This is a genomic window from Clostridium sp. YIM B02506, from assembly GCF_022324845.1.
Classification (GTDB): Bacteria; Bacillota; Clostridia; order Clostridiales; family Clostridiaceae; genus Clostridium_T; species Clostridium_T intestinale.
In genome coordinates this window covers 14,467-39,546 of sequence record NZ_JAKGTG010000006.1, presented here as the reverse complement: position 1 = coordinate 39,546, position 25,080 = coordinate 14,467, and the positions used below count along the sequence as shown (strand labels likewise).

Here is a 25,080-nt window from a genome sequence, read left to right as displayed (position 1 = left end):
TATATACATTTTTACAGAATTGAACACACCTTTACATGTATTTATATGCAAAATCCATGAAAAAAGTTCGTCTCTGTTTCGTGGAAGCTTTCTTTTTAGTTATTTGGAATAAATTCTTATATGAGAAAGTATTAACATATACCTATGAAAAATAATCACATTAAAAGAAATTTTATATAAATTATGAAATATCCATAATAATTGATTAAATTGTATTGATTAAGGTTATAATATGGAATAAAATATGAATATTAAGAGTGTTTAAGAGAGAGAAAATTCGTTAATTATATTAAAAATTGTAGGTGATTAGAGTGGAAAAATTAAGTAGAAATAGTAGAGTTGTAGCTATTACTAAATCGTTAATAGAAAATCCTAATAAAGTGATAGGACTTAATAAATTTTCGGATTTATTAAATGCTGCCAAGTCGACTATCAGTGAGGATATAGTAATAGTTAGAGAGGTTCTAGAAAAGTTACACATGGGTAGAGTGGAGACTATTTCAGGAGCAGCTGGTGGAATAAGATTTATAAATGGAATCAGTGAAGAAAATAAGGACAACTTCGGAGAACAATTATGTGAACTTTTAAGAGATCCATCTAGAATTGTTCCAGGTAATTTTATATACATGACAGATCTTATGTATAATCCACAGATTATAGGTAAGGCAGGGGTTATATTATCAGAGTATTTAGGAAAAGAAAAAGTTGATTATGTTGTGACTGTTGAAACTAAGGGGATTCCTTTAGCATATGAAGTTGCTAAAAATTTAGGCGTTGAATTAGTAATAGCTAGAAGAGATAACAATAAAGTCACAGAAGGACCAACAGTTACCATAAATTATGTTTCTGGAAGCAGTGGCAAAATTCAACAAATGTCTCTTTCTAAAAAATCGTTAAAGAAAGAAAGTAGATGTATTTTTGTAGACGATTTTCTAAAAGGTGGAGGAACTGCAAAAGGAATTAATGATTTGCTTAAGGAGTTTGACTGTGAGCTTGTTGGTATTGGGGTACTAGTTGATCATATTGGTGCTGAAACAAAGCTTGTAGAAAACTATTATTCGATTATAGATTTAAAAAATGTAGACAAAAATGGCGTGGTTGATTTACAACCCTCGACTAATAAAAATATATAAATAGAAAAATTAAAATTAAAGTTAAAAAAATATTAATTTTTCTACAAAAAAGAGGATTTTACTAACTTTTATAGAATATTAACTACAATAAACAACTGGAGGTGTAGTGAAGTGCAAATCACAGACGTAAGAATAAGAAAAATAGCTGCTGAAGGCAAAATGAAAGCTATAGTTTCTGTGACCTTTGATAATGAGTTTGTTGTACATGACATTAAAGTTATTGAAGGCCAAAATGGTCTATTTATTGCAATGCCTAGTAGAAAGACTCCGGATGGAGAATTTAAGGATATAGCGCATCCAATAAATACAGATACCAGAGAAAAGATCCAAAACGCTATTTTAGATGAATATGAAAAAGCTAAAGTAGAAGAAATCGTAGAGGAATAATTACGTGTAAAAAAGGAGGCAGTGCTTCCTTTTTTTACTGTGTGGTTTGTTATTGAAAATTCAGAAAATTAGGGATAATTCTAATTATATTTATTAGGTTGAAATAGTAGTTTTAATACCCTATAATGTAATAGATGCATTTAGAAATTATTAAAATTTTATTTTAATATGCAAAAATTGTTGAGGTGGAATGGATGTTTAAAAGTGCTTTAATATTAGCAGCAGGACAAGGAAAGCGAATAAAATCAAATCTTCCTAAGGTACTTCATAAAGTATGTGGTAAAGAGATGATTAATCACGTTATAGACACCATGAGAGAAGCAAACATTGAAGATGTAAATATAATTATAGGTAAAGGTGCTGAATTAGTACAAAAAGCTACTGAAAGTAGAAATGTATCGTATTCACTACAAGAAGAACAATTAGGTACAGGTCATGCGGTAAAGTGTGCTAAAGAATTCTTGAAGGACAAGGATGGAGTAGTTGCAATATTTACTGGAGACGCACCTCTAATAAGAAAAGAAACAGTAAAAAAACTTTTAGATAATCACATAGAAAATGGGAATACTGGAACCTTATTAACTTCATTAATACAAAATCCAACAGGATATGGAAGAATAATAAGAAATGGAAATGAAATTGAGAGAATAGTTGAACATAAGGATTGTAACGAAGATGAGATTAAGGTAAATGAGATAAATGCGGGTATGTATTGTTTCGATATTAAAGCCCTTTTAGGAGCTTTAGAAAAGTTATCTAATAATAATGCTCAAGGGGAATATTATTTAACAGATGTAATCTCAATATTAAAGTCTGAAGGTAAAAAACTTGGAGCAGTTATTACTGAATTCGATGAGACTCTTGGAGTTAATTCAAGAGCTGAGTTAGCTCAAGCAGAAGTAATTATGAGAAAAGTAATTAATAAAAAACATTTAGATAATGGAGTTACTATAATAGACCCTAGTAATACATATATAGGAGTAGACGTTGTTATTGGACAGGATACAATAATATATCCAGGCAATGTTTTAGAAGGAAAGTCTGAAATAGGTACGGATTGTGTGCTTTATCCGAATTCTAGAATAGATTCTTCAATTATTGGTAATGAAGTTGAAATACAAAGTTCAGTTATTTTACAAAGTAAAATAGGAGACAATACTACTGTAGGACCTTTTGCCTATGTAAGACCTGAATCAAATATCGGTGATAAAGTTAGAATAGGTGACTTTGTTGAAATAAAGAAATCTACAATTGGAAACAATACTAAGGTATCTCACCTAACATATATAGGAGATGCTGAGGTTGGTGAAAACTGCAACTTTGGTTGTGGAACAGTTGTGGTTAATTATGATGGAAAAAATAAGAATAAAACTATAATTGGAGATAATTCATTTATAGGCTGTAATACAAATCTAGTATCACCTGTTGAGGTGAAAGATAATACTTACATAGCGGCTGGATCTACTATAACTAAAGAAGTTCCAGAAGGTAGCTTGGCTATTGCAAGAGCAAAACAAGTAAATATCGAAGGTTGGGTCAATAAAAAGGGCTTAAAAAAGTAACATAAAACAGCACTTTTTGAAATAAATTGAGGTATTCTAATTAAATAAGGAGGTTTTCTAAAAAATGATTACCCATGGAAGAAATATTAAAATTTTCACTGGAAACTCGCATCCAAAATTAGCCAAAGAAATAGCAGACATATTAGGGGTCCCAGTGGGTAGTGCGAAGGTAGGAACCTTCAGTGATGGAGAAATATCAGTAGATATTAATGAAACAGTAAGAGGACAAGAGGTTTTTATTATTCAATCAACTAATTCTCCAGTTAATAATAACCTTATGGAATTATTAATAATGATTGATGCTTTAAAAAGAGCTTCAGCAGGTAGAATAACGGCTGTTATTCCTTACTATGGATATGCAAGACAAGATAGAAAAGCAAAATCTAGAGATCCAATAACTGCAAAACTTGTTGCTGATATTTTAACTACAGCAGGAGCTGATAGGGTATTAACAATGGACCTACACGCAGCACAAATACAAGGATACTTCGATATCCCAGTTGATCATTTATTAGGTGCACCTATTTTAGCAAACTATTTTGTTGAACAAGGCTTTGATGAGAGAGAAGACGTAGTGGTAGTATCTCCAGATTTAGGTAGTGTAACTAGAGCAAGAAAATTTGCAGATAGATTGCATGCGCCAATAGCTATAATTGACAAAAGAAGACCTAAAGCAAATGTTTCAGAAATCATGAACATAATAGGTGATGTTGAAGGTAAAGTTTGCATACTTATCGATGACATGATAGATACAGCTGGAACTATAGCTAATGCTGCAAATGCATTAAAAGATTTAGGTGCTAAAAATGTATATGCATGCTGTACACATGGAGTTCTTTCAGGACCAGCTTTAGATAGAATTAATTCTAGTGCAATTGAAGAATTAGTAATGTTAAATACAATAGAATTACCTGAAAGAGATGACTTACATAAATTCAAATCTTTATCAGTAGCTGCTTTATTTGCAGAAGCAATAAAGAGAATATACGATGAAGAGCCATTAAGCAAATTATTTGAAGTATAAAATCAATCCCCTTAGAAGAAAGTTTCTAAGGGGATTTTTTCTAACATCATTAAATAATTGTAACTTTTATTAAAATCTATATTTAATTATTTTAGCTTGTGGTAAATTAATAATATGAAAGGAGTGTTTTTTTATGGAAGGAACAATAGGTAAAATTTTAATTGTCGATGATGATGAAAATATTTGCGAAGTTATAAGAATGTATTTAAATAGTTCAAATTATGATAATAGAATAATAAACAATGGGAAAGATGTGGAGAATGCTTTTATGGAGTATAAGCCAGATCTAGTACTACTAGATATTATGCTACCTAATGTAGATGGCATAGATGTTCTTAAGTGGATAAGAAAAGAAAGTGAAGTGCCAGTAATAATGCTTACAGCAAAAGGTGATACTTTTGATAAAGTTTTGGCTTTAGAACTTGGAGCAGATGATTACATAGTTAAGCCATTTGAACCTAAGGAATTATTAGCTAGGGTAAAGGCTGTAATGAGAAGGTACAACACTGACTCAACAAATAAAGAAGTAATTGATTATAGTGATTTAAATGTTGACGCTAATTCTTATAACGTTCTTTATAGAGGAGAAGAGATAAAAATGCCTCCTAAGGAATTTGAATTATTATATTATTTAGCATCAAATAAAAATAAGGTTTTTACAAGAGAACAGTTATTGTGTGAAGTTTGGGGATATGATTATCCAGGAGATTCTAGAACTGTAGATGTTCATATAAAAAGATTAAGAGAAAAACTTCCAGAGGGTATTAATTGGCAGATAGAAACTGTTTGGGGGGTTGGCTATAAATTCGAGGTGAAATAATTGATGAAGAAAAATAGTTTAGTATCTAAACTACTTGTGACAGTAACTTTAATTGTAGCATTATCCTTTACAATAATTGCGGCAGTTTTATCCTTTTGGTTTAAAGGATATTATTTTGATCAACGAAAGGACTTGTTAGATAAGCAAGCGCAACGTATATCATCAGCTGTTACAGATTATTATGCAAATAATAAAACAGATTCTGTGAACAATTTAAATTATGCTATTACTAATGTTTCAGATACTTTGTCAATAGACATAATTTTAGTTGATAGTTTAGGCTATATTTATAAGGTTTCAAACGATAATTATATCAATATGAAGTATCAACAGATGTATTTATCATCAGAAGAGATTGAACAATTAAAGCAAGGAGATTCTATTGAGGATAGAACTAATTCTAACAAATTTCTCGATGTTTCAGATTATATTTATTATAAGCCAATAATAAGTAATAACTATTATTATGGGTTTATTGCAATGGTAACACCTTTGGAGAAAATAAAAGCTCCACTAAATAGGTTCTATTTTATAATTTGGTTATCTGCAATAATAGCAGTAACCGTATCAGCAATTGTCATAAATATGTTAGCACAGAAAATATTAATAGATCCATTGGATGAAATAAATAGAGCAGCAAAAAGACTAGCAAAAGGCGAGGTTGGACAGCGAGTTGATATAAGGTCTAAAGATGAGATGCAGGAACTTGCCGAATCTTTCAATTTTATGGCTGAGTCTTTAGAAAAGGTTGATAATAATAGAAGAGAATTTATTTCTAATGTTTCTCATGAACTTAGATCACCTATAACCTCAATAAAGGGATTTATAGCTGGGATTTTAGATGGAGTAATACCTAAAGATAAAGAAAACTATTATCTTAGGATTGTTTATGATGAAATACAAAGACTTACAAGATTAGTAAATGAGCTCTTAGATTTATCAGCAATGGAAGCAGGAAAGATGGAACTTAAAATACGAGAAATTGAGATTAATGATATTATAAAAACTGTAGTCATGAATCTTGAAAGTAAGATTTTGGAGAAGAAGGTTAAAGTTGAAGTTGTTTTTGAAGGAAAAAGAGATTTCGTTTTAGGCGATTTAGATAGGATTATTCAAGTTATAACTAACATTGTTGATAATGCAATAAAGTATGCTAATGAAGGTGGAAATATTAAAATTACTACTAGAAGTAAAGGAAATAAAATCTATATAAGTGTAGCGAATGAAGGTATTGTATTAAAAGATTCAGAGATACATAATATATGGAATAGATTTTATAAGGCTGATAAATCTAGAACTAATAAAATGAGTACAGGGCTTGGATTATCTATTGTAAGAGAAATAATCACTCAACATGGTCAAGATATATGGGTGGAAAATGAAAAAGATAATTCTGGTGTAGTTTTTACTTTTACACTATCAAAATCTAATTAAAGTGAGGTGCTAAATGTCTAAAGATGAAAAATATTCACATACTTATACTAATAAGAATGATGAAGCACCTATAAGTTTCAAAAGAAATAAAAAGAAGCATACAATACAATTACTTTCTAAAAGTGCAGCTCTTGTAGCTGTTTCTATAGCAACAGGAATTATTACATCGAATGTGATAGTTGATAAAAAAATTGAGGAATTAGGATTAACTAGTTCAATTAAAAAGGATATTACAGTAGAAGAACAAAACTTAAATTATGTTTATTTATCTGAAATAATATCTAAGGTTGGACCATCTTTAGTTAGCATATCGGACGATACTGATAAATTGAAGAAAAATGGCTATAATCAACAAAATATTACTGGAGTTATTATAGATAATGAGGGGTATATAGTCACAAGCTATAGTTCTATAAAAAGTTTTAGTAACATATATGTTAAACTTTCTTCAGTGGCTTCTAGCACACAAGTGGCTAAGTTAATTGGTTCTTATGAACAATTAGATATAGCAGTTATTAAAATTGAAGGCGGTAATTATCCAGTTAGTAAATTTGCAAATGATAAGGATATAAGAGCAGGAGACAGGGTAGTTTCCCTTGGAAATGCTAGTGCAAATGATTATGTAGGATTTGTTAGCTCTGGAATAATTAATTCAACCAGCTTAACTCTAGATACATCAAGTAGTAGCAAAGAACAAAAGATATTTAAAAGTATCCAGAATAACACAATTGTAAATGAAGAGAATAATGGAGGTCCCCTTTGTAACTTAAATGGTGACATAATAGGGATTAATTCTTTGGACTTTATAGATAAACATTCAAAGTATGGATTAAGTGTTGTAGTTGGAGGAAGCGAACTAGAATCTATAGTAAGATCTATAATTGATACTGGTAACGCTGAAAAAATGGATTTAGGCTTTATTGGAGGAGCAACTAGTTCATTAAATGAAGAAGGAATTAATGGAATATATGTTGAATGGGTATATCCCGAAAGTAGTGTTGCTAATGCAGGGATAAGACCAACTGACATAATAATAGAGCTAGATAATCAAAAAATAAGAAGTATTGATGATATAGACAATATAATAAAAAAACATAATATTGGAGATAATATTAGCTGTAGAGTATTAAGAGGTGCTGAGAACATGGATTTGGTGCTCACACTTGTAAAATACAAATTAGTTTTATGAGAGACTTTGAATGAAGTCTCTTTATTATTATCTGTGAATATTATATTATAGATATAGTTGATTTTTTATTTTGGAGGATATTTACATGTATTTAATAGTTGGATTAGGTAATCCAGGAGCAGAATATAGAAATACAAGACATAATATTGGATTTAATGCTATAGATTATTTAGGAGAAAAGTATAATATAGAGATTAATAGGAAAAAATTTAAAGGTGAGTATGGGGAAGGTAGGATATCTGGAGAAAAGGTTATACTTTTAAAACCTAGTACTTACATGAATTTAAGTGGAGAGAGTATTAGAGAAGTAGTAGATTTTTATAAGATATCTAATGAACAGGTAATAGTGATATATGATGATATAAGTCTTGAAGTTGGGAGAGTCAGAATAAGAGGAAAAGGTAGCGCTGGTGGGCATAATGGGATAAAGAGCATAGTTGCACACCTAAATAGTGATGTATTCCCAAGAATTAAAATAGGTGTAGGACAACCTAAAGGAGATTTAGTATCTCATGTATTAGGAAAGTTTTCTCAAGAAGAGATGGAGAAATTACAAAAAGTCATAGAAGTATCAGCTTTAGCAACTGAAGAAATAATTAAAAACGACGAAGTTGAAGCTATGAACAAATATAATAGTTTTTCTATATAGAAGTATTTGAATGGTGGTGTAGTGACATGCGATTAGGGGGGTTAATGGAACCTCTGAAATCCTATAAGGATTTTCAAGGTATTATAAAAAGTATAGAGAAAGATATTTATCCTATAGGAGTATATGGATTAGGAGAATCAGGAAAAAGTTATTTTATTAATGGAATATATGAAACTCAAGATAAGCCACTATTAGTGGTAACACATTCCGATATTGAAGCTAGAAACTTATATGAAGACTTGAATCTTTTTCAACTGGATGTGTTTTATTTACCTGCAAAAGAAGTAGTTTTTTATAATATAGATGCTATTTCAGGAGACTTAAGGTGGGCAAGGCTCAAGGTTATAAAAGAGATGTTAGATAGCAAAAAGAAAATCATAGTAACATCTGTGGATAGTCTTGCTGCTTTGTATACTCCAAAGGAACTATATTTAAAACATTTTATTAAACTAAAAACCTCAGAGGAAGTAAATACAGATGAGCTAGTAAACCTTTTAATTGAAAGTGGTTATGAAAGAGTAGATATAGTAGAAGGAAAAGGGCAGTTCTCATTAAGAGGAGGAATATTAGATATATTTCCACCTCAATATGGAATCCCCTATAGAGTAGAGTTTTTTGGCGATGAGATAGAATCTATAAGAAGCTTTAATATAGAAACGCAAAGAAGTATTTCTAAGGTTAAAGAGATAGAAGTATTTCCTGCTAAAGAGATAATTGTGAATTCAGAAGTCTTAAATAGTGCTGTTGAGGCTATTGAGACAGAGTTTAAAAGTGTTGTAGAAAATAGAAAAGAAGAAAAGGATATAGTAAAGAAATTAACAGGAATAATTAGAAGTAATCTTGAGAGTTTAAAGGAAGCTTATAGTTTTGAGACTATTGAGAGTTATTTACCCTTTTTATATGAAAAACCGTGGAATCTATTCCAATATGCTGAAGATTATTTAATTATTATGGACGATACTCAGAGATGTGAAGGTAAATTAGAAAGTTTATATTTTGAGTTTAAAGAGAATTATGAAGGGTTCTTGTATAGAGGAGATATATTACCATCACAAGGGAATTTACTGTTAGGAAAAGATATCCTTAATAGCATGATTGAAAATAGTAAAGTTGTTACTATAGATGCTTTAACTAAAGGAAGAACATTTTTGGCGCCTTTAGATATAAAAAATATTTCACAGATTACACTTCACAATTATCAAGGGCAATTAGATTTTTTAATTGAAGATATAAAAGATAAAAAACAAAAAGGATATAAAACAGTTATTTTATCAGGTACAAGAAGTAGAGGAGAACGTTTGGTACAAACTCTTAGAGATAGAGGGATAGAGAGTGTATACAAAGATGATATATCTTCTATAGAATTTGGTGAAGTTGTTATAACCTTTGGAAATCTTATAAAAGGTTTTGAATATCCTGACCTTAGAATATGTGTTATATCTGATAAAGAAGTATTTGGAGAGGCTAAAAGAAAACTTACCAAAAGACCTTCTAAACAAAAAGGTATAGGCAAAATAAAAAGTTTTGCTGATTTAAAACCAGGAGATTATGTAGTTCACGTAAATCATGGTATTGGTGTATATAAGGGAATCAAACAAATAGAAGTAGGTGGTCATAAAAGGGATTACTTAGATATACTTTATGACAAAGGTGACAAGTTATATGTTCCTGTAGATCAATTAGATATGATACAAAAGTATATCGGTAGTGAAGGTAAATCTCCTAAGGTAAATAAATTAGGGGGAAATGAGTGGCAAAAAGCTAAAGCTAAGGTTAAAAATTCAATTAATGATATAGCACAAGAATTAGTAAAACTTTATGCTGCAAGATCTACCCTTAAGGGATACAAGTATTCTAAAGATACACAGTGGCAAAATCAATTTGAAGAAGAATTTCCATATGAGGAAACACCTGACCAATTAACATCATTACAAGAGATAAAGAAGGATATGGAATCAGATAAGCCTATGGACAGACTTCTTTGCGGTGATGTTGGATATGGGAAAACAGAAGTAGCTATAAGAGCAGCGTTTAAAGCGGTTATGGATGGGAAACAAGTTGCTTTTTTAGTTCCTACAACAATTTTAGCAGATCAACATTATAATAATATGAAGAGAAGGTTTTCGGATTTTCCTATAAAGATTGATATGGTAAGCAGATTTAGAACTACAAAGCAACAAAAGGAAACCTTAAAGGCTTTAAAAGAAGGAAATGTAGATATATTAATAGGTACTCACAGACTTGTTTCTAAAGATATAGAGTTTAAAGACTTAGGTTTATTAATAGTAGATGAAGAGCAGAGATTTGGTGTTACCCAAAAAGAAAAAATTAAAAATGTGAAGAAAAATGTTGATGTATTAACTTTAAGTGCAACTCCAATTCCAAGAACACTTCACATGTCTTTAACTGGAGTAAGAGATATATCTGTTATAGAGACACCTCCTGAGGAGAGATATCCTATTCAGACTTATGTAGTTGAACAAAATGATCAGTTAATCAGAGATGCTATACTTAGAGAAATAAATAGAGAAGGGCAAGTTTTCTTTGTTTATAATAGAGTTGAAGATATATCAAAAATGGCTAAATATATAGCTGATCTTGTGCCGGAAGGCAAGGTGACAATAATTCATGGACAGATGACAGAGAAAGAATTAGAAAAAGAAATGGTTGCTTTCATGAATAGAGAATATGATATACTTTTGTGTACTACAATTATTGAAACAGGAATTGATATACCAAATGTAAATACCATGATAGTATATGATTCAGATAAAATGGGTTTATCGCAGCTTTATCAGTTAAGAGGAAGAGTTGGAAGAAGTAATAGAATAGCTTATGCTTATTTTACTTATAAAAAGGATAAAGTATTAACTGAGGTGGCAGAAAAGAGATTAAAAGCGTTAAAAGACTTTACAGAATTAGGTTCAGGCTTTAAGATTGCAATGAGAGATTTAGAGATAAGAGGAGCTGGAAACATGATGGGGTCAGCTCAGCATGGTCATATGGCATCAGTTGGATATGATTTATATTGCAGAATGCTTGAAGATACTATAAAGTTAATTAAGGGCGATATAGAACAAGAGCCTATTGAAACAACCGTAGATGTGAAGGTTGATGCTTTTATATCAGGAGAATATATAGAGGATGAGATACAAAAGATATCTATATATAAGAAAATAGCAGCTATAGAAAATCAAGAGGATTATGATGATATTAAAGAAGAACTAGAGGATAGATATTCAGCTATTCCACAACCCGTATATAATTTAATGGATATAGCATATATAAAAAGCAAAGCTAAATCTTTAGGGGTTGAAGAAGTTAAGGAAAAAAATGAAGATATTCATTTCATGTTCCAAAACAGAGATAGGATTAAAAGTTCAGTTTACAAAAGAATACTTGATAATTACAAAAAAGAAGTTTATATACGCTTAGGAGAAAAACCATCTTTTGTGTATAAAGTTAATGAAGCTAAAAATGAAAATATGTTGTTAGATATAAAAGAGTTATTAAATTCATTAACTGAAGATTTAGGATAAAGAAATATTTTCTTATTGTTTTGAATTTGACACATAATATTGTTATACTAAGGTTATGTTTACTTTAACTTATATAATGAAAGGTGAGGGAGAAGTTGAAAAAATTCAGAAAAATATTAGGACTTTTAATAGTAGGAGTTATAGGTGTATCTGTAGCTGGATGCAGCATGATACAGAAAACACCAGAGGCTATAAAGAAGACAGTTGTAGCAAAAGTAGGAAGTGAAAAGATAACACTAGGGGATGTAGATCAGCAAATTCAATCTGTAATCACTCAACTTAAAGAACAGTATGGGGATGATTATGAAAACAATGAAACTGCTAAAAGTACTTTAACTGAACAAAGAAAAAGTGCATTAGAGCAATTAGTTCAACAAAAAATTCTATTAAATAAGGCTAATGAACTAGGTGTTGCTCCAACAGAAGATGAATTAAATAAAGTGGTAGATGAGCAATTAGAACAATATAAAGAAGTTTATGGTGGAGAAGATAAATTAAACGAAGCTCTTACAGCTTATGGACTTGATATGGATGCTCTTAAGAAAATGATTAAAGAAAATGAAACAATGAATAAGGTTTATGATGAGATAACTAAAGATGTAAAAGTAACTGAAGATGATGCTAAAGTATACTATGAAGCAAATAAAGCAACTTATACACAAGGTGCTGGAGCTACTGTAGCTCATATATTAGCTAAGTTTAATGATGCTAGTACAGAAGCAACAGCTGAGGAAGACTCAAAAGCTAAGGCAAAAATAGATGAAATAAAGTCTAAGCTTAATGGCGGCGCAAACTTTGAGGAGCTTGCAAAAGCTGAATCAGATGACACTGGCTCAGCAACGTCAGGTGGAAGTTTAGGTCATATTGATTATTCTTCAACTCAATATGTTAAAGAATTTATGGATGGATTTAAGAACTTAAAAGAAGGAGAAATATCAGCTCCTGTTAAGAGTCAATTTGGATATCATATAATAAAAGTAACTGATGTTCAAAGCGAAGATAAAGTTCAAGAATTTGATACAGTAAAAGATAAGATAACAGAAACATTAACTCAACAAAAACAAAATGAAGCATACAATACTAAGTTAGAAGATTGGAAAAAAGAACTTAATGTAAAAACTTACGAAGATAAAGTATAAAATTAATAAAAAAGAGCTCATTGCAATTATTTGCATGGGCTCTTTAATTATGCCTTTTTTTATATTCCATAATTGACAAAATTCAATGAGCACTGTAAATAAAAATAAATATAACCATTTTTACGTATAAAAATCTCATTTAGAAAAATAATAGTATTGTAAATAAAAAATATAAATATAAATAGGAGGGACGCTAAGGATGAAAGCTACAGGCATAGTTAGAAGAATTGACGATTTAGGTAGAGTAGTTATTCCAAAAGAAATAAGAAGGACTTTGAGAATAAGAGAGGGAGACCCTCTTGAAATTTTCACAGATAGAGAAGGTGGGGTAATATTAAAAAAATATTCTCCTATTGGCGAACTAACAGACTTCTCAAAGGAATACGCAGAATCACTACAACAATCTATAGGTCATATAATACTTATCGCTGACAAGGATGCTTTTATATCAGTTAGTGGTAGTTCAAAGAAAGAATATGTAGAAAAGAAAATATCTAATGATTTAGAAAAAGTCATGGAAGATAGAAAACCAGTTCTATTAGGAGAAGGAGGAGGTAAGGTAATACCACTTTATAATGACGAAGAAGAAGGCAAATATAATTATCAAGTTATATCTCCTATAATTGCTGAGGGAGATGCTATTGGGGCCGTAATCATTCTTTCTAAAGATAGTTCTGAAAAACTAGGAGATTTAGAAATGAAACTTGCAGAAACAGCTGCATCGTTTTTAGGAAAACAAATGGAACAATAGAAAAATTGATTTTATTTATGTTAAAGTAGAATAATACCTCCACCATTGAAATAAAAATTATTAGTAACAGTATCAATGTGGAGGTTTTTATATGAAGAAACAATCCCTTATAAAAGGAAGTATTATTTTAGGCATGGCAGGGATATTAGCAAAGTTTTTAGGAATATTTTTTAGATGGCCATTAATTATGTTAATAGGAGATGAAGGGGTAGGATATTATCAAATGTCATATCCTTTATATATGTTTTTTATAGCAGTAGCGTCGGGTGTACCTGTTGCTATATCTAAAATGGTTTCTGAGAATAATGCACTTGGAAATGATAAGGCAGCCTTTGAGATTATAAAGGAAGCCTTTTTGTTAATGATAATTTTAGGGGTTGGTACTAGTTTATTTTTATTCTTTGGAGCGAAACCTCTTATAACATTGTTAAAATGGGAAGATAATGCCTACTACTCTTTAATGGGAATAGCATTTGCACCTATGGCGATGTCTTTTATGACAATATACAGAGGGTTTTTCCAAGGGCTTCAGAATATGACCCCATCAGCAATATCACAATTAATAGAACAAATCACTAGAATCCTAGTTGGAGTTGGACTAGCTATATTGTTACTTCCTAGAGGAATAGAGTACTCTGCAGGTGGAGCAGCATTTGGAGCCACAGCTGGAGGGATATTAGGGGGAGGATACTTATTCTTTAAATATAGAAAGATTAGGAAAGAAAGTGGAGTAAAAAAGGTTAACTTTAATCCAGAGATATTAACAAGACTACTAAAGATATCTATTCCTATATCTCTTGGGGCAACTGTAGGAAGCGTGATGGGCTTAATAGACTCTGTATTAGTGCCACAGAGGTTATTAGAGGCAGGATTTGATAAAAAGGGTGCTACCATATTATATGCACAGTTAACGGGCAAGGCTGCTGTATTAACCAATATACCATTAACCTTATCTGTAGCCTTATGTGCCTCTTTAGTTCCAATCATAGCAGAAAATTTTATTCTTAAAAATAAGAGAGAAGTTGAATCGAAAGTAAACATGTCATTAAAGCTATCTTTTGCAATTGGACTACCGTGTTTTGCAGGATTATTTTTTTTAGCGCAGCCAATAATGCAGATTTTGTTTCCAGGAAAATATGAAGGTTATGAGATATTAAAATATCTTTCTATATCAATACCATTTATTATTTTAGCACAGACAACAACAGCCATATTACAAGGGATAGGGAAATATATATTGCCTGTAATTAATTTATTCATAGGATGTGTTATTAAAATAGTAATAACAAATACCTTGGTTTCTATAAATGAAATAAATATATATGGAGCGGTTATTGCAAGTGTATCTGCATATTTAATATCCTCTATATTAAACTTAATTACATTAAAGACAAGTATGTCAGTCAAAATTCCATTCTATGAGATATTGGTAAAACCAGCATTTGCAACCATCATAATGAGTGTTGGAGTAATGGGAAGTTATATCCCTTTAGCATATATTTTAAAGAGTTCTTCTCTCGCTTGCTTAATTTCAATATTTTTAGGTATTATTATATATATAACACTAATAATTATTTTTGGAGTATTTAATTATGATATTATTAGGAGTAGATTAAATAGAAATACCTAAGTTATAATTTAATATATACAGGGAAAAGAGGAGATTATTTAATGATAACAATAGTTGGATTAGGGCCTGGGGCACCAGAAGCTTTAACATTAGGGACATTAGATGTGCTAGAAAATTGTAATAGAATATTTCTAAGGACGGAAAAGCATCCTACAGTAGAATACTTAAGTAAAAGAAATTTTTTGTTTGAAACCTATGATTCAAAATATGAAGAAGGATCATCTTTTGATGAAGTATACGAAAATATAGCTAAAGATTTAATAGAAGAGCATGATAAAATTGGAGATTTAGTTTATGCAGTGCCAGGGCATCCATTAGTTGCAGAAAAGTCCGTATTTAATATTATAAATATTTGTGAAGAAAGAAATATTGAATACAAGATTATACCAGCAGTAAGCTTTGTTGACGTTATGATGGAGGCATTAAAGATAGATCCAATAGAAGGTTTAAAAATTCTTGATGCCTTTGAACTTGATAGCCAAATTCTTGACAAGAGAATAGGGACCATAATAACTCAAGTATATAACCCGTTTATAGCTTCAGAGGTTAAATTAAAACTTTCTGAGTATTATAATGATGATACTCAGATATTCTTTGTAAGAGCTGCTGGAATTAAGGGTATGGAGAGTATAAGAAAAATGCCTTTATACGAATTAGATAGGCAGGAAGATATAGACTATTTGACTTCAATATATATACCAAAAGATTTAGGCAACAAAAAAGATTTTTATGATTTAGTAAACATAATAGAAACTTTAAGAGGTGAGGATGGATGTCCTTGGGATAGAGAACAAACTCATGAAAGTTTAAAATCTGCACTAATAGAGGAAAGTTATGAAGTTATAGATGCAATAGAAAGCGAAGATGATGATGCTATTATAGAAGAATTAGGAGATGTGCTTCTTCAAGTAGTTTTCCACGCAAGTATAGGAAAGGAAGAAGAGTTTTTCTCTATAAATGATGTTATAGAAGGAATTTGTAATAAAATGATATACAGACACCCTCATGTATTTGGAGGAGAAAGTATAAATACTTCTAGCAAGGTTTTAGAGAATTGGGATGAACTAAAGAAGAAAGAAAAAGGAATAGATAGTATTACAGAAGAGATGAGAGCTATAGCCAGAAGTCTACCAGCATTAATTAGAGCTAATAAAGTTCAAAAGAAAGCTAAAAAAGTTGGTTTTGACTGGGATGAAGTTGAAGAAGCAATGGATAAAGTAATTGAAGAATTAAATGAAATAAAAGAAGTATATAATGGGCAAAATAAGGAAATAATAACAGAAGAAGTGGGAGATTTAATATTTGCTTGTGTAAATATATGTAGATTCCTTGATATAGACGGAGAACTTGCATTAAATAAAACCACAGAAAAGTTCATTAAAAGATTCTCTTTTATAGAAGAAAAAGCTAAAGAACTCAACAAAGATATGAAAGAAATGTCTTTAGATGAAATGAATAAGTTGTGGGAAGATGCAAAAAAACTAAAAAAGTAGTATAATAGTGAAGGAAAACCGCCTTTTAAGGAGAATATATATATTAAAATAAATAAATGTATTGCTACTTAATCATAAATATGCCTTTTTTGTATTAAATATCTATTATTCTATAGACTAGGTATAAAACTAGGTATATAATATGATAATGTAGTATTGTACATAAAAAAGACTACAGTAATAATTAAATATCTCTATGTTTAAGGAGGATGTAATCGTGAATAAAGCAGAATTAATCACTAGTATTTCAGAAAAAAGCAAACTAACTAAGAAAGATGCAGAAGCAGCTTTAAAGGGATTCATAGAAAGTGTTCAAGAAGCATTAGCTAACGGAGAAAAAGTCCAATTAGTTGGATTTGGAACTTTTGAAACAAGGGAAAGAGCTGCAAGAGAAGGAAGAAATCCTAGAACTAAGGAAACTATCCAAATCCCAGCTTCTACAGTTCCTGTTTTCAAAGCTGGAAAAGAATTTAAAGATACAGTTAGCAAATAGTAGTTTGTGAACCCGAGAATTTCTCGGGTTTTTGTATTATAGGAGGAATTTAATTTTGAGATTAGACAAATATTTAAAGGTTTCTAGAATAATTAAAAGAAGAACAGTTGCAAAGGAAGCTTGTGAAAGTGGAAGAGTTTCTATTAATGGAAAAGTAGCTAAACCATCTACTGACATAAAAGAAGGAGATATTATAGAAATAACTTTTGCAAATAAAAAGTTAAAAGCTAAAATATTGAATGTTTCTGAACATGTAAAAAAAGATGAAGCAAGAGATTTGTATGAGATATTAGAAGGTGAAGAAGATAAAGAATAAAATTATAGACTGAGTACTGACTTCATATAAAGTTAGTATTCGGTCATTTTTTTTATTTTTTATAAATTTTCACATATAAAAGATGACTATAATAGAATATACACTAGATGAAAGTCATATATTCTTATAGAAATATTATGAAGAGGAGAAATTATGGAAAGTAGAAAAGATTTAAATCTTGAAGAAAATAAGAATTCTATACATCTTGAAAATAGAAAAAGATTAGATTTGACAGGGGTAATGGAAGTATTAAGCTTTGATGAAGAAAAAATAGAGCTAAATACGAACGGGGGAATGTTAATTATAAAAGGACAAGGACTTAAAATGAATAAACTTGATGTACAAAATGGGGATGTAATGATAATAGGGTTAGTTTATAGTATAGTATATTCAAGTAAAGAGGCAAAAAAAGAAAAGGAAGCCTTATTAAAAAGGCTTTTTAAGTAGGAGGAGATCATGTTATTACCTACTAGTATCCAATATAATATAGTTTTATTTAGTATATTGGGCGGAATTTTAACTGGAGTATTATTTGATGGATATAGGCTAATAAGAGGAGTTGGGGCTCCTAGGGCTATTGTGATTATAGAAGATGTACTTTTTGGAGGGCTTTGTGGATTAATAGTATTCACCTTTTTGTTATATACAAATTATGCCTTCCTAGGATTATATGTATATATAGGTATTGTATTGGGGTTTATAGTGTATATGAAAACCTTAAGCTCATATATATTGAAAGTCGAGAGAAGTAGCGCAAGAAAAGCTGGTAAAGGCTCGAGAGTAATTATAAAAAATTTCATATATATTTGTAAGATAATTATTTATAAAATATTTGAAAAAAGTAAATAAATTTAAAAATAGCTTGAATATATACCTCATTGTATTTAAAATAGAGTATAAGATTCATTATTATTTTAAATCGGGGGAATATGTATGGCAAAACGAATTACCCTTAAAAACATAGTAATAGTTTTTTTGCTTGCTATATTTTGTTTTAGTGTAGTAAGACAAGAAAATGCTATTAAAAAACTAAGTAAACAGGTATCTGAGAGACAGAATAAGCTTGAAGCTTTAGAAAAAGAGAATGAATTACTTCAACAAAAAGTGGATAGTATAAATACAGATGAATTTGCAGAAAAATTGGCACGAGAAAGACTAGGATTAGTTAAAGATGGAGAAAAAGTTGTCAATAATAGTAATGGAAGTTCAAGCTCAAAATAAAGGTTATTATTTTATAACATATATATAATTTTAAGGAGGAGTCTTTTAAACATGACCTTAGTGGCAGGAAACATTTTAGAAGGTACAGTAGTAAACATCACAAACTTTGGCGCATTTGTTGAGGTGGAGGGAAAAACAGGATTAGTTCATATATCAGAAGTAGCTGATTCTTTTGTAAAAGACATTAGACAACATCTAAAAGAACAAGATAAAGTTAAAGTTAAAGTTATTTCAATTGATGATAATGGAAAAATTAGCTTATCTATTAAGCAAGCTAATCCTCAAAAGAAAAGTGTAAAACCAGTAGAAATTGATTGGGTGTCAGATAAAAAGAAGCCATCTCAATCTACTGAAAACTTTGAAGATATTATGTCAAAGTTTTTAAAGGATAGCGAAGAAAGGCTTCAAGACGTTAAGAAAAATCAAGAATTCAAAGGTAGAGGAAGAAAAAATTCAGGTTAAATAGTATTGTTTAAATTAGGCTTCTAGGTGCACTAGAAGCCTTTGTTTATGCCATAATAACATGTGAATTAAATTTTTTGCGAAAAGTGTTGACATAAATCATATCCTAGATTATAATTAATTTTGTTGTCCCGGCTGAATGGCTTAGGACAATATAGGCTGAAGTGGCGGAACTGGCAGACGCACAGGACTTAAAATCCTGCGGTGCTTAAACACCGTACCGGTTCGATTCCGGTCTTCAGCACCAATATCGCGGGGTGGAGCAGTTGGTAGCTCGTCGGGCTCATAACCCGAAGGTCGTAGGTTCAAGTCCTGCCCCCGCAACCATAATACGGCGGGATAGCTCAGTTGGCTAGAGCATTCGGTTCATACCCGAAGTGTCGCAGGTTCGACTCCTGTTCCCGCTACCATACAAACTATATAAAATAAAATGCTGAAGTGGCGGAACTGGCAGACGCACAGGACTTAAAATCCTGCGGTGCTTAAACACCGTACCGGTTCGATTCCGGTCTTCAGCACCAATATCGCGGGGTGGAGCAGTTGGTAGCTCGTCGGGCTCATAACCCGAAGGTCATAGGTTCAAGTCCTGTCCCCGCAACCATTTAATTTATATAATGAGTAATGGGATAGTTTTGAGTAAACTGAATATAATATCGCGGGGTGGAGCAGTTGGTAGCTCGTCGGGCTCATAACCCGAAGGTCGTAGGTTCAAGTCCTGCCCCCGCAACCATAATGTGGCGGGATAGCTCAGTTGGCTAGAGCATTCGGTTCATACCCGAAGTGTCGCAGGTTCGACTCCTGTTCCCGCTACCACGCAAAACTATATAACATGCTGAAGTGGCGGAACTGGCAGACGCACAGGACTTAAAATCCTGCGGTGCTTAAACACCGTACCGGTTCGATTCCGGTCTTCAGCACCAAAAACCTACAATATATTGTAGGTTTTTTTGTTTGTATTACTATAGAAACTTAATCAATTAGATTCCTTTCATCTGCCTAAATATGATTTATTCCTAAATTCGTATGATATAAATATTCAAATATAATAAAAACACGACAAAAAATTAAATCTTTTCAAAAGAGAAAATAATCTTTGAAAATCCAGTCTTTCTAAGGAATAAAACAATCCACAAGTCTTTAAATATTATCCACAGATTTTTGCTGAGTTTATATAAATAATGTGAATTATAAGTAATTTTGTCCAACGAAAATCATTATGTAGAACACATAATGACACAAATTGCAAAAAAATCTTGCTATAATCTAATTACATTTATTGGAAAAATAGGATGGAGGGGTAGACGTGCAGTATGGACTAGAAGTAGATACTTATAAAAGAATAGAGAACAAGAATAAAAACAAAAAAGATTTAAGAGTTGTATATTCTCCCTTAAAGTTAGGGATATTTTTTTCGGTTGGGATATTACTTAGTAGAATATCCTTGGTGTTAAATCTCTCTACGTTAGAAAGTATAGCTCCTTTTGGAATTGCATATATATTAGCACTACAAAGTAGTAAAGATAAAATGTATAAATTATTAGGGTCTTCAGGAGTTATATTAGGGTACCTAACTTTAGTATATAGGGTTGAAGATGTTTCGATGTATATAATAACATCATGTATATTGGTATCCACAGATTTAGTTAACATAAAGATAGGTGGTAAAAGTGAGGGGATAAGAAGAGGGGTTGTTTTATTTCTTTCAATGATGATCTTTAAATATTTTATTGACGGAAATGGGATAATAAGTTCAATTGTTTTATCAGGAGTATTAACAATAATAATCGAAGGTATATCGTATATAGTAAAGTATAGCGTAAGCTGCTTGGAAGAATTTAATACAAATCATATATTTATTTCAGAGGAACTTATAAGCATAAGTATATTAATTTCTTTATCTGTTGCTGGAATAGGGGGAATGTCTATACTTAACATAAGTATAAGAAATATAATTGCCCTTGTATTTATTTTAATTATAGCCTATACATCTCAGGGAGCCTTGGGGGCAGCAATGGGTATAAGTATGGGACTTATAATAGGAATAACCATGGATAAGATGCTGCTTTATGTAACTCTATATGGAGTATGTGGATTGGTGGTTGGAGTATTTAAGGATATAGGAAAAATATTTTCAGCAGTATGTTTTGTGATAATGTATTCTATATTAAATCTCTATGCTCAAGTATTTGATGTATATATGATTGTGGAGGCTTTAATCTCTGTTTTCATATTTTTAGCTATACCAAATACTTTTATAAATAAATTGATGTTAGAAATAGATGCAGAGAAAAAAGAAGATAAGTATACAGAGTTTCACTTGTCAAAAATAAAGGAGGAATTTACAAGAAGATTTAGAGATTTTACGCAACTATTAGGAGATATGTCAGAGGTGATGCAGGGTTTTGGTGATAATAATAAATTGTTATTAAAAAATAAAAGTGCTGCATTAATAGAAAATTTAGCAGATAGAGTTTGTAGTAATTGTGACATGAAATACATGTGTTGGAAAAGAGAACTATATAGTACCTATGGAAGTTTCTCAGAATTAATTAAGTCATCAGAAGAAGGTGTTTTAGTATTTCCAGAAGAATTAGAAAAGAAATGTGTAAAAAAACATGCACTTATTAAAAGTACTGAAGAAATAGTAGAAAAGCATATATTAAATGAAATGTGGAAAAAAAGATTAGAGGAAGGAAGGATGCTTTTAGCAAATCATATAGGAAATATGGCGGATACTGTTGATGAGATTTTGACAGACTTAGACAGAGATATGGAACTCTGTGGTGAGTTCGAAAGAAGTTTAAAAAGGACACTTAACAGAAATAACTTTAAATACCTAGATTTGTTTTGTTATGAAGATAAAAAAGGAAGAATTAACATAAAAATCACTTTAGAGAATTGTCATGGAGCACAGTATTGTGTTAAGGAAGCTTTACCAATAATAAATAAGGTAATAGGAAGACCGATGAGTATAGGAGGGGATGGATGTAGTATTGACCCAAAGAGTAATCAATGTAAGGTGCTGATAGAAGAAACACCTAAATATCATATAGCAAGTTATGTAGCTTTAAGTTGTAAGGAGGGAGAAAAGTACACAGGGGATAGCCATTCTTTCAATAAAACAAAAGATGGTTGTTATATGACCTTAGTTAGTGACGGAATGGGGTCAGGACCAGGTGCAGGAGAGGAATCAAAGGCAGCTGTGGAACTTATAGAGAAATTTACTGAAGCAGGATTTAACAATATGACAGCAATAAATGCTGTTAACTCTATAATGAATATGAAATTCGCAGAAGATGAGAAATATGCGACATTAGATATGAATACTGTTGATTTATACTCTGGAGATATAAGTTTTATGAAGATAGGAGCTGTTGCTAGTTTTATAAAGAGTGGAGATAGTGTAGAAGAAATAAGTTCTAAAACATTGCCATTTGGAGTGCTAGATAAGGTTGATGTTGATATTATAAATAGGAAGGTTAAGAGCGGAGATATAATAATAACCTTAAGTGATGGTATATTAGAAATAAATAAGGATCAGAGTGGAAGCACTGGATGGCTTGTAAACTATCTACGAGAGTGTAAGTCTACTAATCCTAAAGAGATGGTTCATGATATATTAGAAAAGGCAAAAGAGCTATCTGGAGGCAAAAGTAAAGATGATATGACAGTTGTGGCTTCAAAAGTATATTCTTTATATTAAGTTATTGAATAAAAAACTTGGCTAACACCAGGTTTTTTATTTATGCACCTTGATAAATATTAGCTCCTCCACTTAAAAAAACAGCATAAATTAGTTAGTTCACATTATTATATATAGTTGATTTTAATAATTGTAAATGTTAAATTGTAGAAGTATAATAAGATTGATTAATACATTGAGGTGGATTTGAATTTGAAAGATAAGATAATTAAATATATTGAAGATAAAGAGCTTATTAAATCTGGTGATAGGATTTTAGTTGCTCTTTCTGGCGGTCCCGACTCAATTTTTTTGACTAATATTTTAATAGAGATTAGTGAAAACTATAATCTTAAGATAGCAGCTGCACACATAAATCATATGCTTAGAGGAAAAGAAGCAGATGAGGATGAAGCTTATGTTAGAAGTTTTTGTGAAAAGGCTGGTATAGATTGTTTTGTAAAAAGAGTTGATATTAATAGGATTGTTAAAGAGCGAGGAATAAGCTCTGAGATGGCTGGTAGAGAAGAAAGGTATAAATTCTTTGAGGAATTAAAAAAAGAACACTCCTATGATAAAATAGCCTTAGCCCATAATTTAAATGATCAGGCAGAGACTATTTTAATGAGGCTTATGAGAGGAACTGGGTTAGAAGGTTTAGTTGGTATAAAAGCTAAACGTGATGATATTTACATAAGACCTATATTGTGTATAGAAAGAAATGAGATAGAGAAATATTGCTTAGAAAAAAATTTAAAGCCAAGAATTGATAAAACTAATTTAGAAAATATATATTCTAGGAATAAGGTAAGATTAGAATTGATACCATATATTAAGGAGAATTTTAATTCTGATATTATAAATACTATTAACAGATTAGGTATACTTTTGAGTAAGGATGAAGAATTTATAAATGAATATGTTGAAAAGAGCTTGGATAAATATTGTGATTTTAAAGATGAACTAAAAATAGGTGAAAAATTATTTTTAGAAAAGGAAGCATTACTTACAAGGACACTAAAATCAGCATTAGTAGTATTTTCAAAAAAACATTTTGATTTTGAAATGAAACATATTTATGATATTATAACATTACAAAGAAATAAAACTGGAACAAGATTATCACTTCCTCATAATTTGGAAGCTGTAAATGTATATAAGAATGTAATAATTAGATTTGTAAATACTTATAATGAAGAGAAAAGTAAAAAAGCAAATATATTGTTGAAAAAGGAAGAGTTGAATAATAGTATCATAAGTTTTAATGAATATGATATGGAGTTTACTGTTTCTAGTAATGAAGGAAATTTGATATTTTCAGATGATTCCCTTGTAAAATATTTTGATTATGATAAAATATCTAAAAATATAGAAGTGAGGCTCAGAAAAGATGGGGATAGAATGAAGCCATTAGGAATGAGCGGAAGAAAAAAAATAAAAGATATTTTTATAGATTTTAAGATACCTAAAGATAATAGAGATTTTATTCCTATAGTTTGTTTTGATGATGAAATAGCATGGGTTGTTGGAATCAAAACTTCTGAAGAATTTAAAATTAATAAAAGTACAAAAAAAATATTAAAAATTAAATTGATTAGAAAGGAACAGTAAGAATGAGGGACGATGTAAAAGAGATTTTATTTAGTGAGGAGGCTATCACTAAAAGAGTAAAGGAACTTGCTGATGAGATAAATAATGATTATAAAGGAAAAGAATTAGTTGTGGTAGGAGTTTTAAAAGGTTCAGTTTTATTTGCATCAGAGCTTATAAAAAACATTGAAATACCATGTGAAATAGACTTTATGGCAGTTTCATCCTATGGCAATTCCACTGAAACATCTGGGGTTGTTAGAATATTAAAGGATTTAGACCATGGAATTGAAGGAAAAAACATCTTAATAGTTGAAGATATAGTAGATACAGGAATAACTTTAAATTACTTGTCTAAGTATTTACAAGGGAGAGGAGCTAATAGTATAAGCATAGCGACGCTTCTTAATAAACCAGCTAGAAGAGCAGTTGACGTGGATGTTAAGTATGAAGGTTTTATAGTTCCGGATGAATTTATAGTGGGATATGGTATAGATTATGCTGAGAAGTATAGGAATCTTCCGTTCATAGGCATTCTTGATCCAAAGGTATATAGAAAGTAATAT

At 30.6% G+C, this 25,080-nt stretch carries 22 protein-coding genes and 8 tRNA genes; all 30 read left to right on the top strand.

The window, feature by feature from the left end; translation table 11 throughout:
• Positions 1-311 precede the first annotated feature (311 nt).
• The 30 genes from purR (at position 312) to hpt (ending at position 25,077) form a co-directional block, all read left to right on the top strand.
• Positions 312-1,133: a pur operon repressor gene (purR, locus tag L1S49_RS06760; protein ID WP_073020462.1), complete on the top strand. Its 822-nt coding sequence runs from the start codon at positions 312-314 to the stop codon at positions 1,131-1,133.
• Positions 1,134-1,244: 111 nt separating this feature from the next.
• Entirely contained in the window at positions 1,245-1,520 is a 276-nt protein-coding gene (gene spoVG, locus L1S49_RS06755) for a septation regulator SpoVG (RefSeq protein ID WP_021804406.1), read from the top strand.
• A gap of 194 nt (positions 1,521-1,714) precedes the next feature.
• Positions 1,715-3,082 carry a bifunctional UDP-N-acetylglucosamine diphosphorylase/glucosamine-1-phosphate N-acetyltransferase GlmU gene (glmU, locus tag L1S49_RS06750; RefSeq protein WP_238903223.1) on the top strand — a complete coding sequence of 456 codons (1,368 nt, stop codon included), beginning with the start codon at positions 1,715-1,717 and terminating at the stop codon, positions 3,080-3,082.
• Positions 3,083-3,146: 64 nt separating this feature from the next.
• A complete protein-coding gene (locus tag L1S49_RS06745; RefSeq protein WP_073020460.1) occupies positions 3,147-4,106 on the top strand; it encodes a ribose-phosphate diphosphokinase in 960 nt (319 codons plus the stop codon).
• A 133-nt stretch (positions 4,107-4,239) separates the two neighbouring features.
• Positions 4,240-4,926, top strand: a complete 687-nt coding sequence (locus L1S49_RS06740; RefSeq protein WP_073020459.1) for a response regulator transcription factor — start codon at positions 4,240-4,242, stop codon at positions 4,924-4,926.
• A 3-nt stretch (positions 4,927-4,929) separates the two neighbouring features.
• Positions 4,930-6,360 (top strand): HAMP domain-containing sensor histidine kinase, encoded by a 1,431-nt coding sequence (locus L1S49_RS06735; protein WP_238903222.1) that lies wholly within the window; start codon positions 4,930-4,932, stop codon positions 6,358-6,360.
• A gap of 13 nt (positions 6,361-6,373) precedes the next feature.
• Complete coding sequence (locus tag L1S49_RS06730; protein ID WP_073020457.1) at positions 6,374-7,549, top strand: S1C family serine protease; 1,176 nt, start codon at positions 6,374-6,376, stop codon at positions 7,547-7,549.
• An 85-nt stretch (positions 7,550-7,634) separates the two neighbouring features.
• The gene (gene pth / locus L1S49_RS06725; RefSeq protein ID WP_073020456.1) at positions 7,635-8,198 is read left to right on the top strand and encodes an aminoacyl-tRNA hydrolase; all 564 of its coding nucleotides are present in this window, start codon (positions 7,635-7,637) and stop codon (positions 8,196-8,198) included.
• Between the two features lie 26 nt (positions 8,199-8,224).
• A complete protein-coding gene (gene mfd, locus L1S49_RS06720; RefSeq protein ID WP_238903221.1) occupies positions 8,225-11,737 on the top strand; it encodes a transcription-repair coupling factor in 3,513 nt (1,170 codons plus the stop codon).
• Between the two features lie 95 nt (positions 11,738-11,832).
• Positions 11,833-12,876, top strand: a complete 1,044-nt coding sequence (locus L1S49_RS06715) for a peptidylprolyl isomerase (protein WP_238903220.1) — start codon at positions 11,833-11,835, stop codon at positions 12,874-12,876.
• A gap of 199 nt (positions 12,877-13,075) precedes the next feature.
• Entirely contained in the window at positions 13,076-13,627 is a 552-nt protein-coding gene (spoVT, locus tag L1S49_RS06710) for a stage V sporulation protein T (protein WP_073020451.1), read from the top strand.
• Positions 13,628-13,718: 91 nt separating this feature from the next.
• Positions 13,719-15,257 (top strand): polysaccharide biosynthesis protein, encoded by a 1,539-nt coding sequence (locus L1S49_RS06705; protein ID WP_238903219.1) that lies wholly within the window; start codon positions 13,719-13,721, stop codon positions 15,255-15,257.
• A 41-nt stretch (positions 15,258-15,298) separates the two neighbouring features.
• The gene (gene mazG, locus L1S49_RS06700) at positions 15,299-16,750 is read left to right on the top strand and encodes a nucleoside triphosphate pyrophosphohydrolase (RefSeq protein WP_238903218.1); all 1,452 of its coding nucleotides are present in this window, start codon (positions 15,299-15,301) and stop codon (positions 16,748-16,750) included.
• Between the two features lie 217 nt (positions 16,751-16,967).
• Positions 16,968-17,243 carry an HU family DNA-binding protein gene (locus tag L1S49_RS06695; protein WP_021804417.1) on the top strand — a complete coding sequence of 92 codons (276 nt, stop codon included), beginning with the start codon at positions 16,968-16,970 and terminating at the stop codon, positions 17,241-17,243.
• Between the two features lie 55 nt (positions 17,244-17,298).
• Positions 17,299-17,559 carry an RNA-binding S4 domain-containing protein gene (locus L1S49_RS06690; RefSeq protein WP_073020445.1) on the top strand — a complete coding sequence of 87 codons (261 nt, stop codon included), beginning with the start codon at positions 17,299-17,301 and terminating at the stop codon, positions 17,557-17,559.
• A 153-nt stretch (positions 17,560-17,712) separates the two neighbouring features.
• Positions 17,713-18,006, top strand: coding sequence for a sporulation protein YabP (gene yabP / locus L1S49_RS06685; RefSeq protein ID WP_073020443.1), 294 nt, complete (start codon positions 17,713-17,715; stop codon positions 18,004-18,006).
• 9 nt (positions 18,007-18,015) lie between these two features.
• Positions 18,016-18,408 (top strand): spore cortex biosynthesis protein YabQ, encoded by a 393-nt coding sequence (yabQ, locus tag L1S49_RS06680; RefSeq protein ID WP_073020441.1) that lies wholly within the window; start codon positions 18,016-18,018, stop codon positions 18,406-18,408.
• Positions 18,409-18,492: 84 nt separating this feature from the next.
• On the top strand, positions 18,493-18,780 hold the full coding sequence (locus L1S49_RS06675) for a septum formation initiator family protein (protein ID WP_238903217.1): 288 nt from the start codon (positions 18,493-18,495) through the stop codon (positions 18,778-18,780).
• 51 nt (positions 18,781-18,831) lie between these two features.
• Positions 18,832-19,242: a S1 domain-containing RNA-binding protein gene (locus L1S49_RS06670; RefSeq protein WP_073020437.1), complete on the top strand. Its 411-nt coding sequence runs from the start codon at positions 18,832-18,834 to the stop codon at positions 19,240-19,242.
• Between the two features lie 158 nt (positions 19,243-19,400).
• Positions 19,401-19,489 (top strand) — tRNA-Leu (locus L1S49_RS06665).
• A 4-nt stretch (positions 19,490-19,493) separates the two neighbouring features.
• Positions 19,494-19,569 (top strand) — tRNA-Met (locus L1S49_RS06660).
• Positions 19,570-19,575: 6 nt separating this feature from the next.
• Positions 19,576-19,652: transfer RNA gene (locus L1S49_RS06655), tRNA-Met, on the top strand.
• A 22-nt stretch (positions 19,653-19,674) separates the two neighbouring features.
• Positions 19,675-19,763: transfer RNA gene (locus L1S49_RS06650), tRNA-Leu, on the top strand.
• A gap of 4 nt (positions 19,764-19,767) precedes the next feature.
• A tRNA-Met gene (locus L1S49_RS06645) sits at positions 19,768-19,843 on the top strand.
• 53 nt (positions 19,844-19,896) lie between these two features.
• A tRNA-Met gene (locus L1S49_RS06640) sits at positions 19,897-19,972 on the top strand.
• Positions 19,973-19,978: 6 nt separating this feature from the next.
• Positions 19,979-20,055 (top strand) — tRNA-Met (locus tag L1S49_RS06635).
• 18 nt (positions 20,056-20,073) lie between these two features.
• Positions 20,074-20,162: transfer RNA gene (locus L1S49_RS06630), tRNA-Leu, on the top strand.
• A gap of 383 nt (positions 20,163-20,545) precedes the next feature.
• Entirely contained in the window at positions 20,546-22,945 is a 2,400-nt protein-coding gene (gene spoIIE, locus L1S49_RS06625; RefSeq protein ID WP_238903216.1) for a stage II sporulation protein E, read from the top strand.
• 192 nt (positions 22,946-23,137) lie between these two features.
• Complete coding sequence (gene tilS / locus L1S49_RS06620; protein WP_238903215.1) at positions 23,138-24,535, top strand: tRNA lysidine(34) synthetase TilS; 1,398 nt, start codon at positions 23,138-23,140, stop codon at positions 24,533-24,535.
• A 2-nt stretch (positions 24,536-24,537) separates the two neighbouring features.
• Complete coding sequence (gene hpt, locus L1S49_RS06615) at positions 24,538-25,077, top strand: hypoxanthine phosphoribosyltransferase (RefSeq protein ID WP_021804434.1); 540 nt, start codon at positions 24,538-24,540, stop codon at positions 25,075-25,077.
• Positions 25,078-25,080 lie beyond the last annotated feature (3 nt).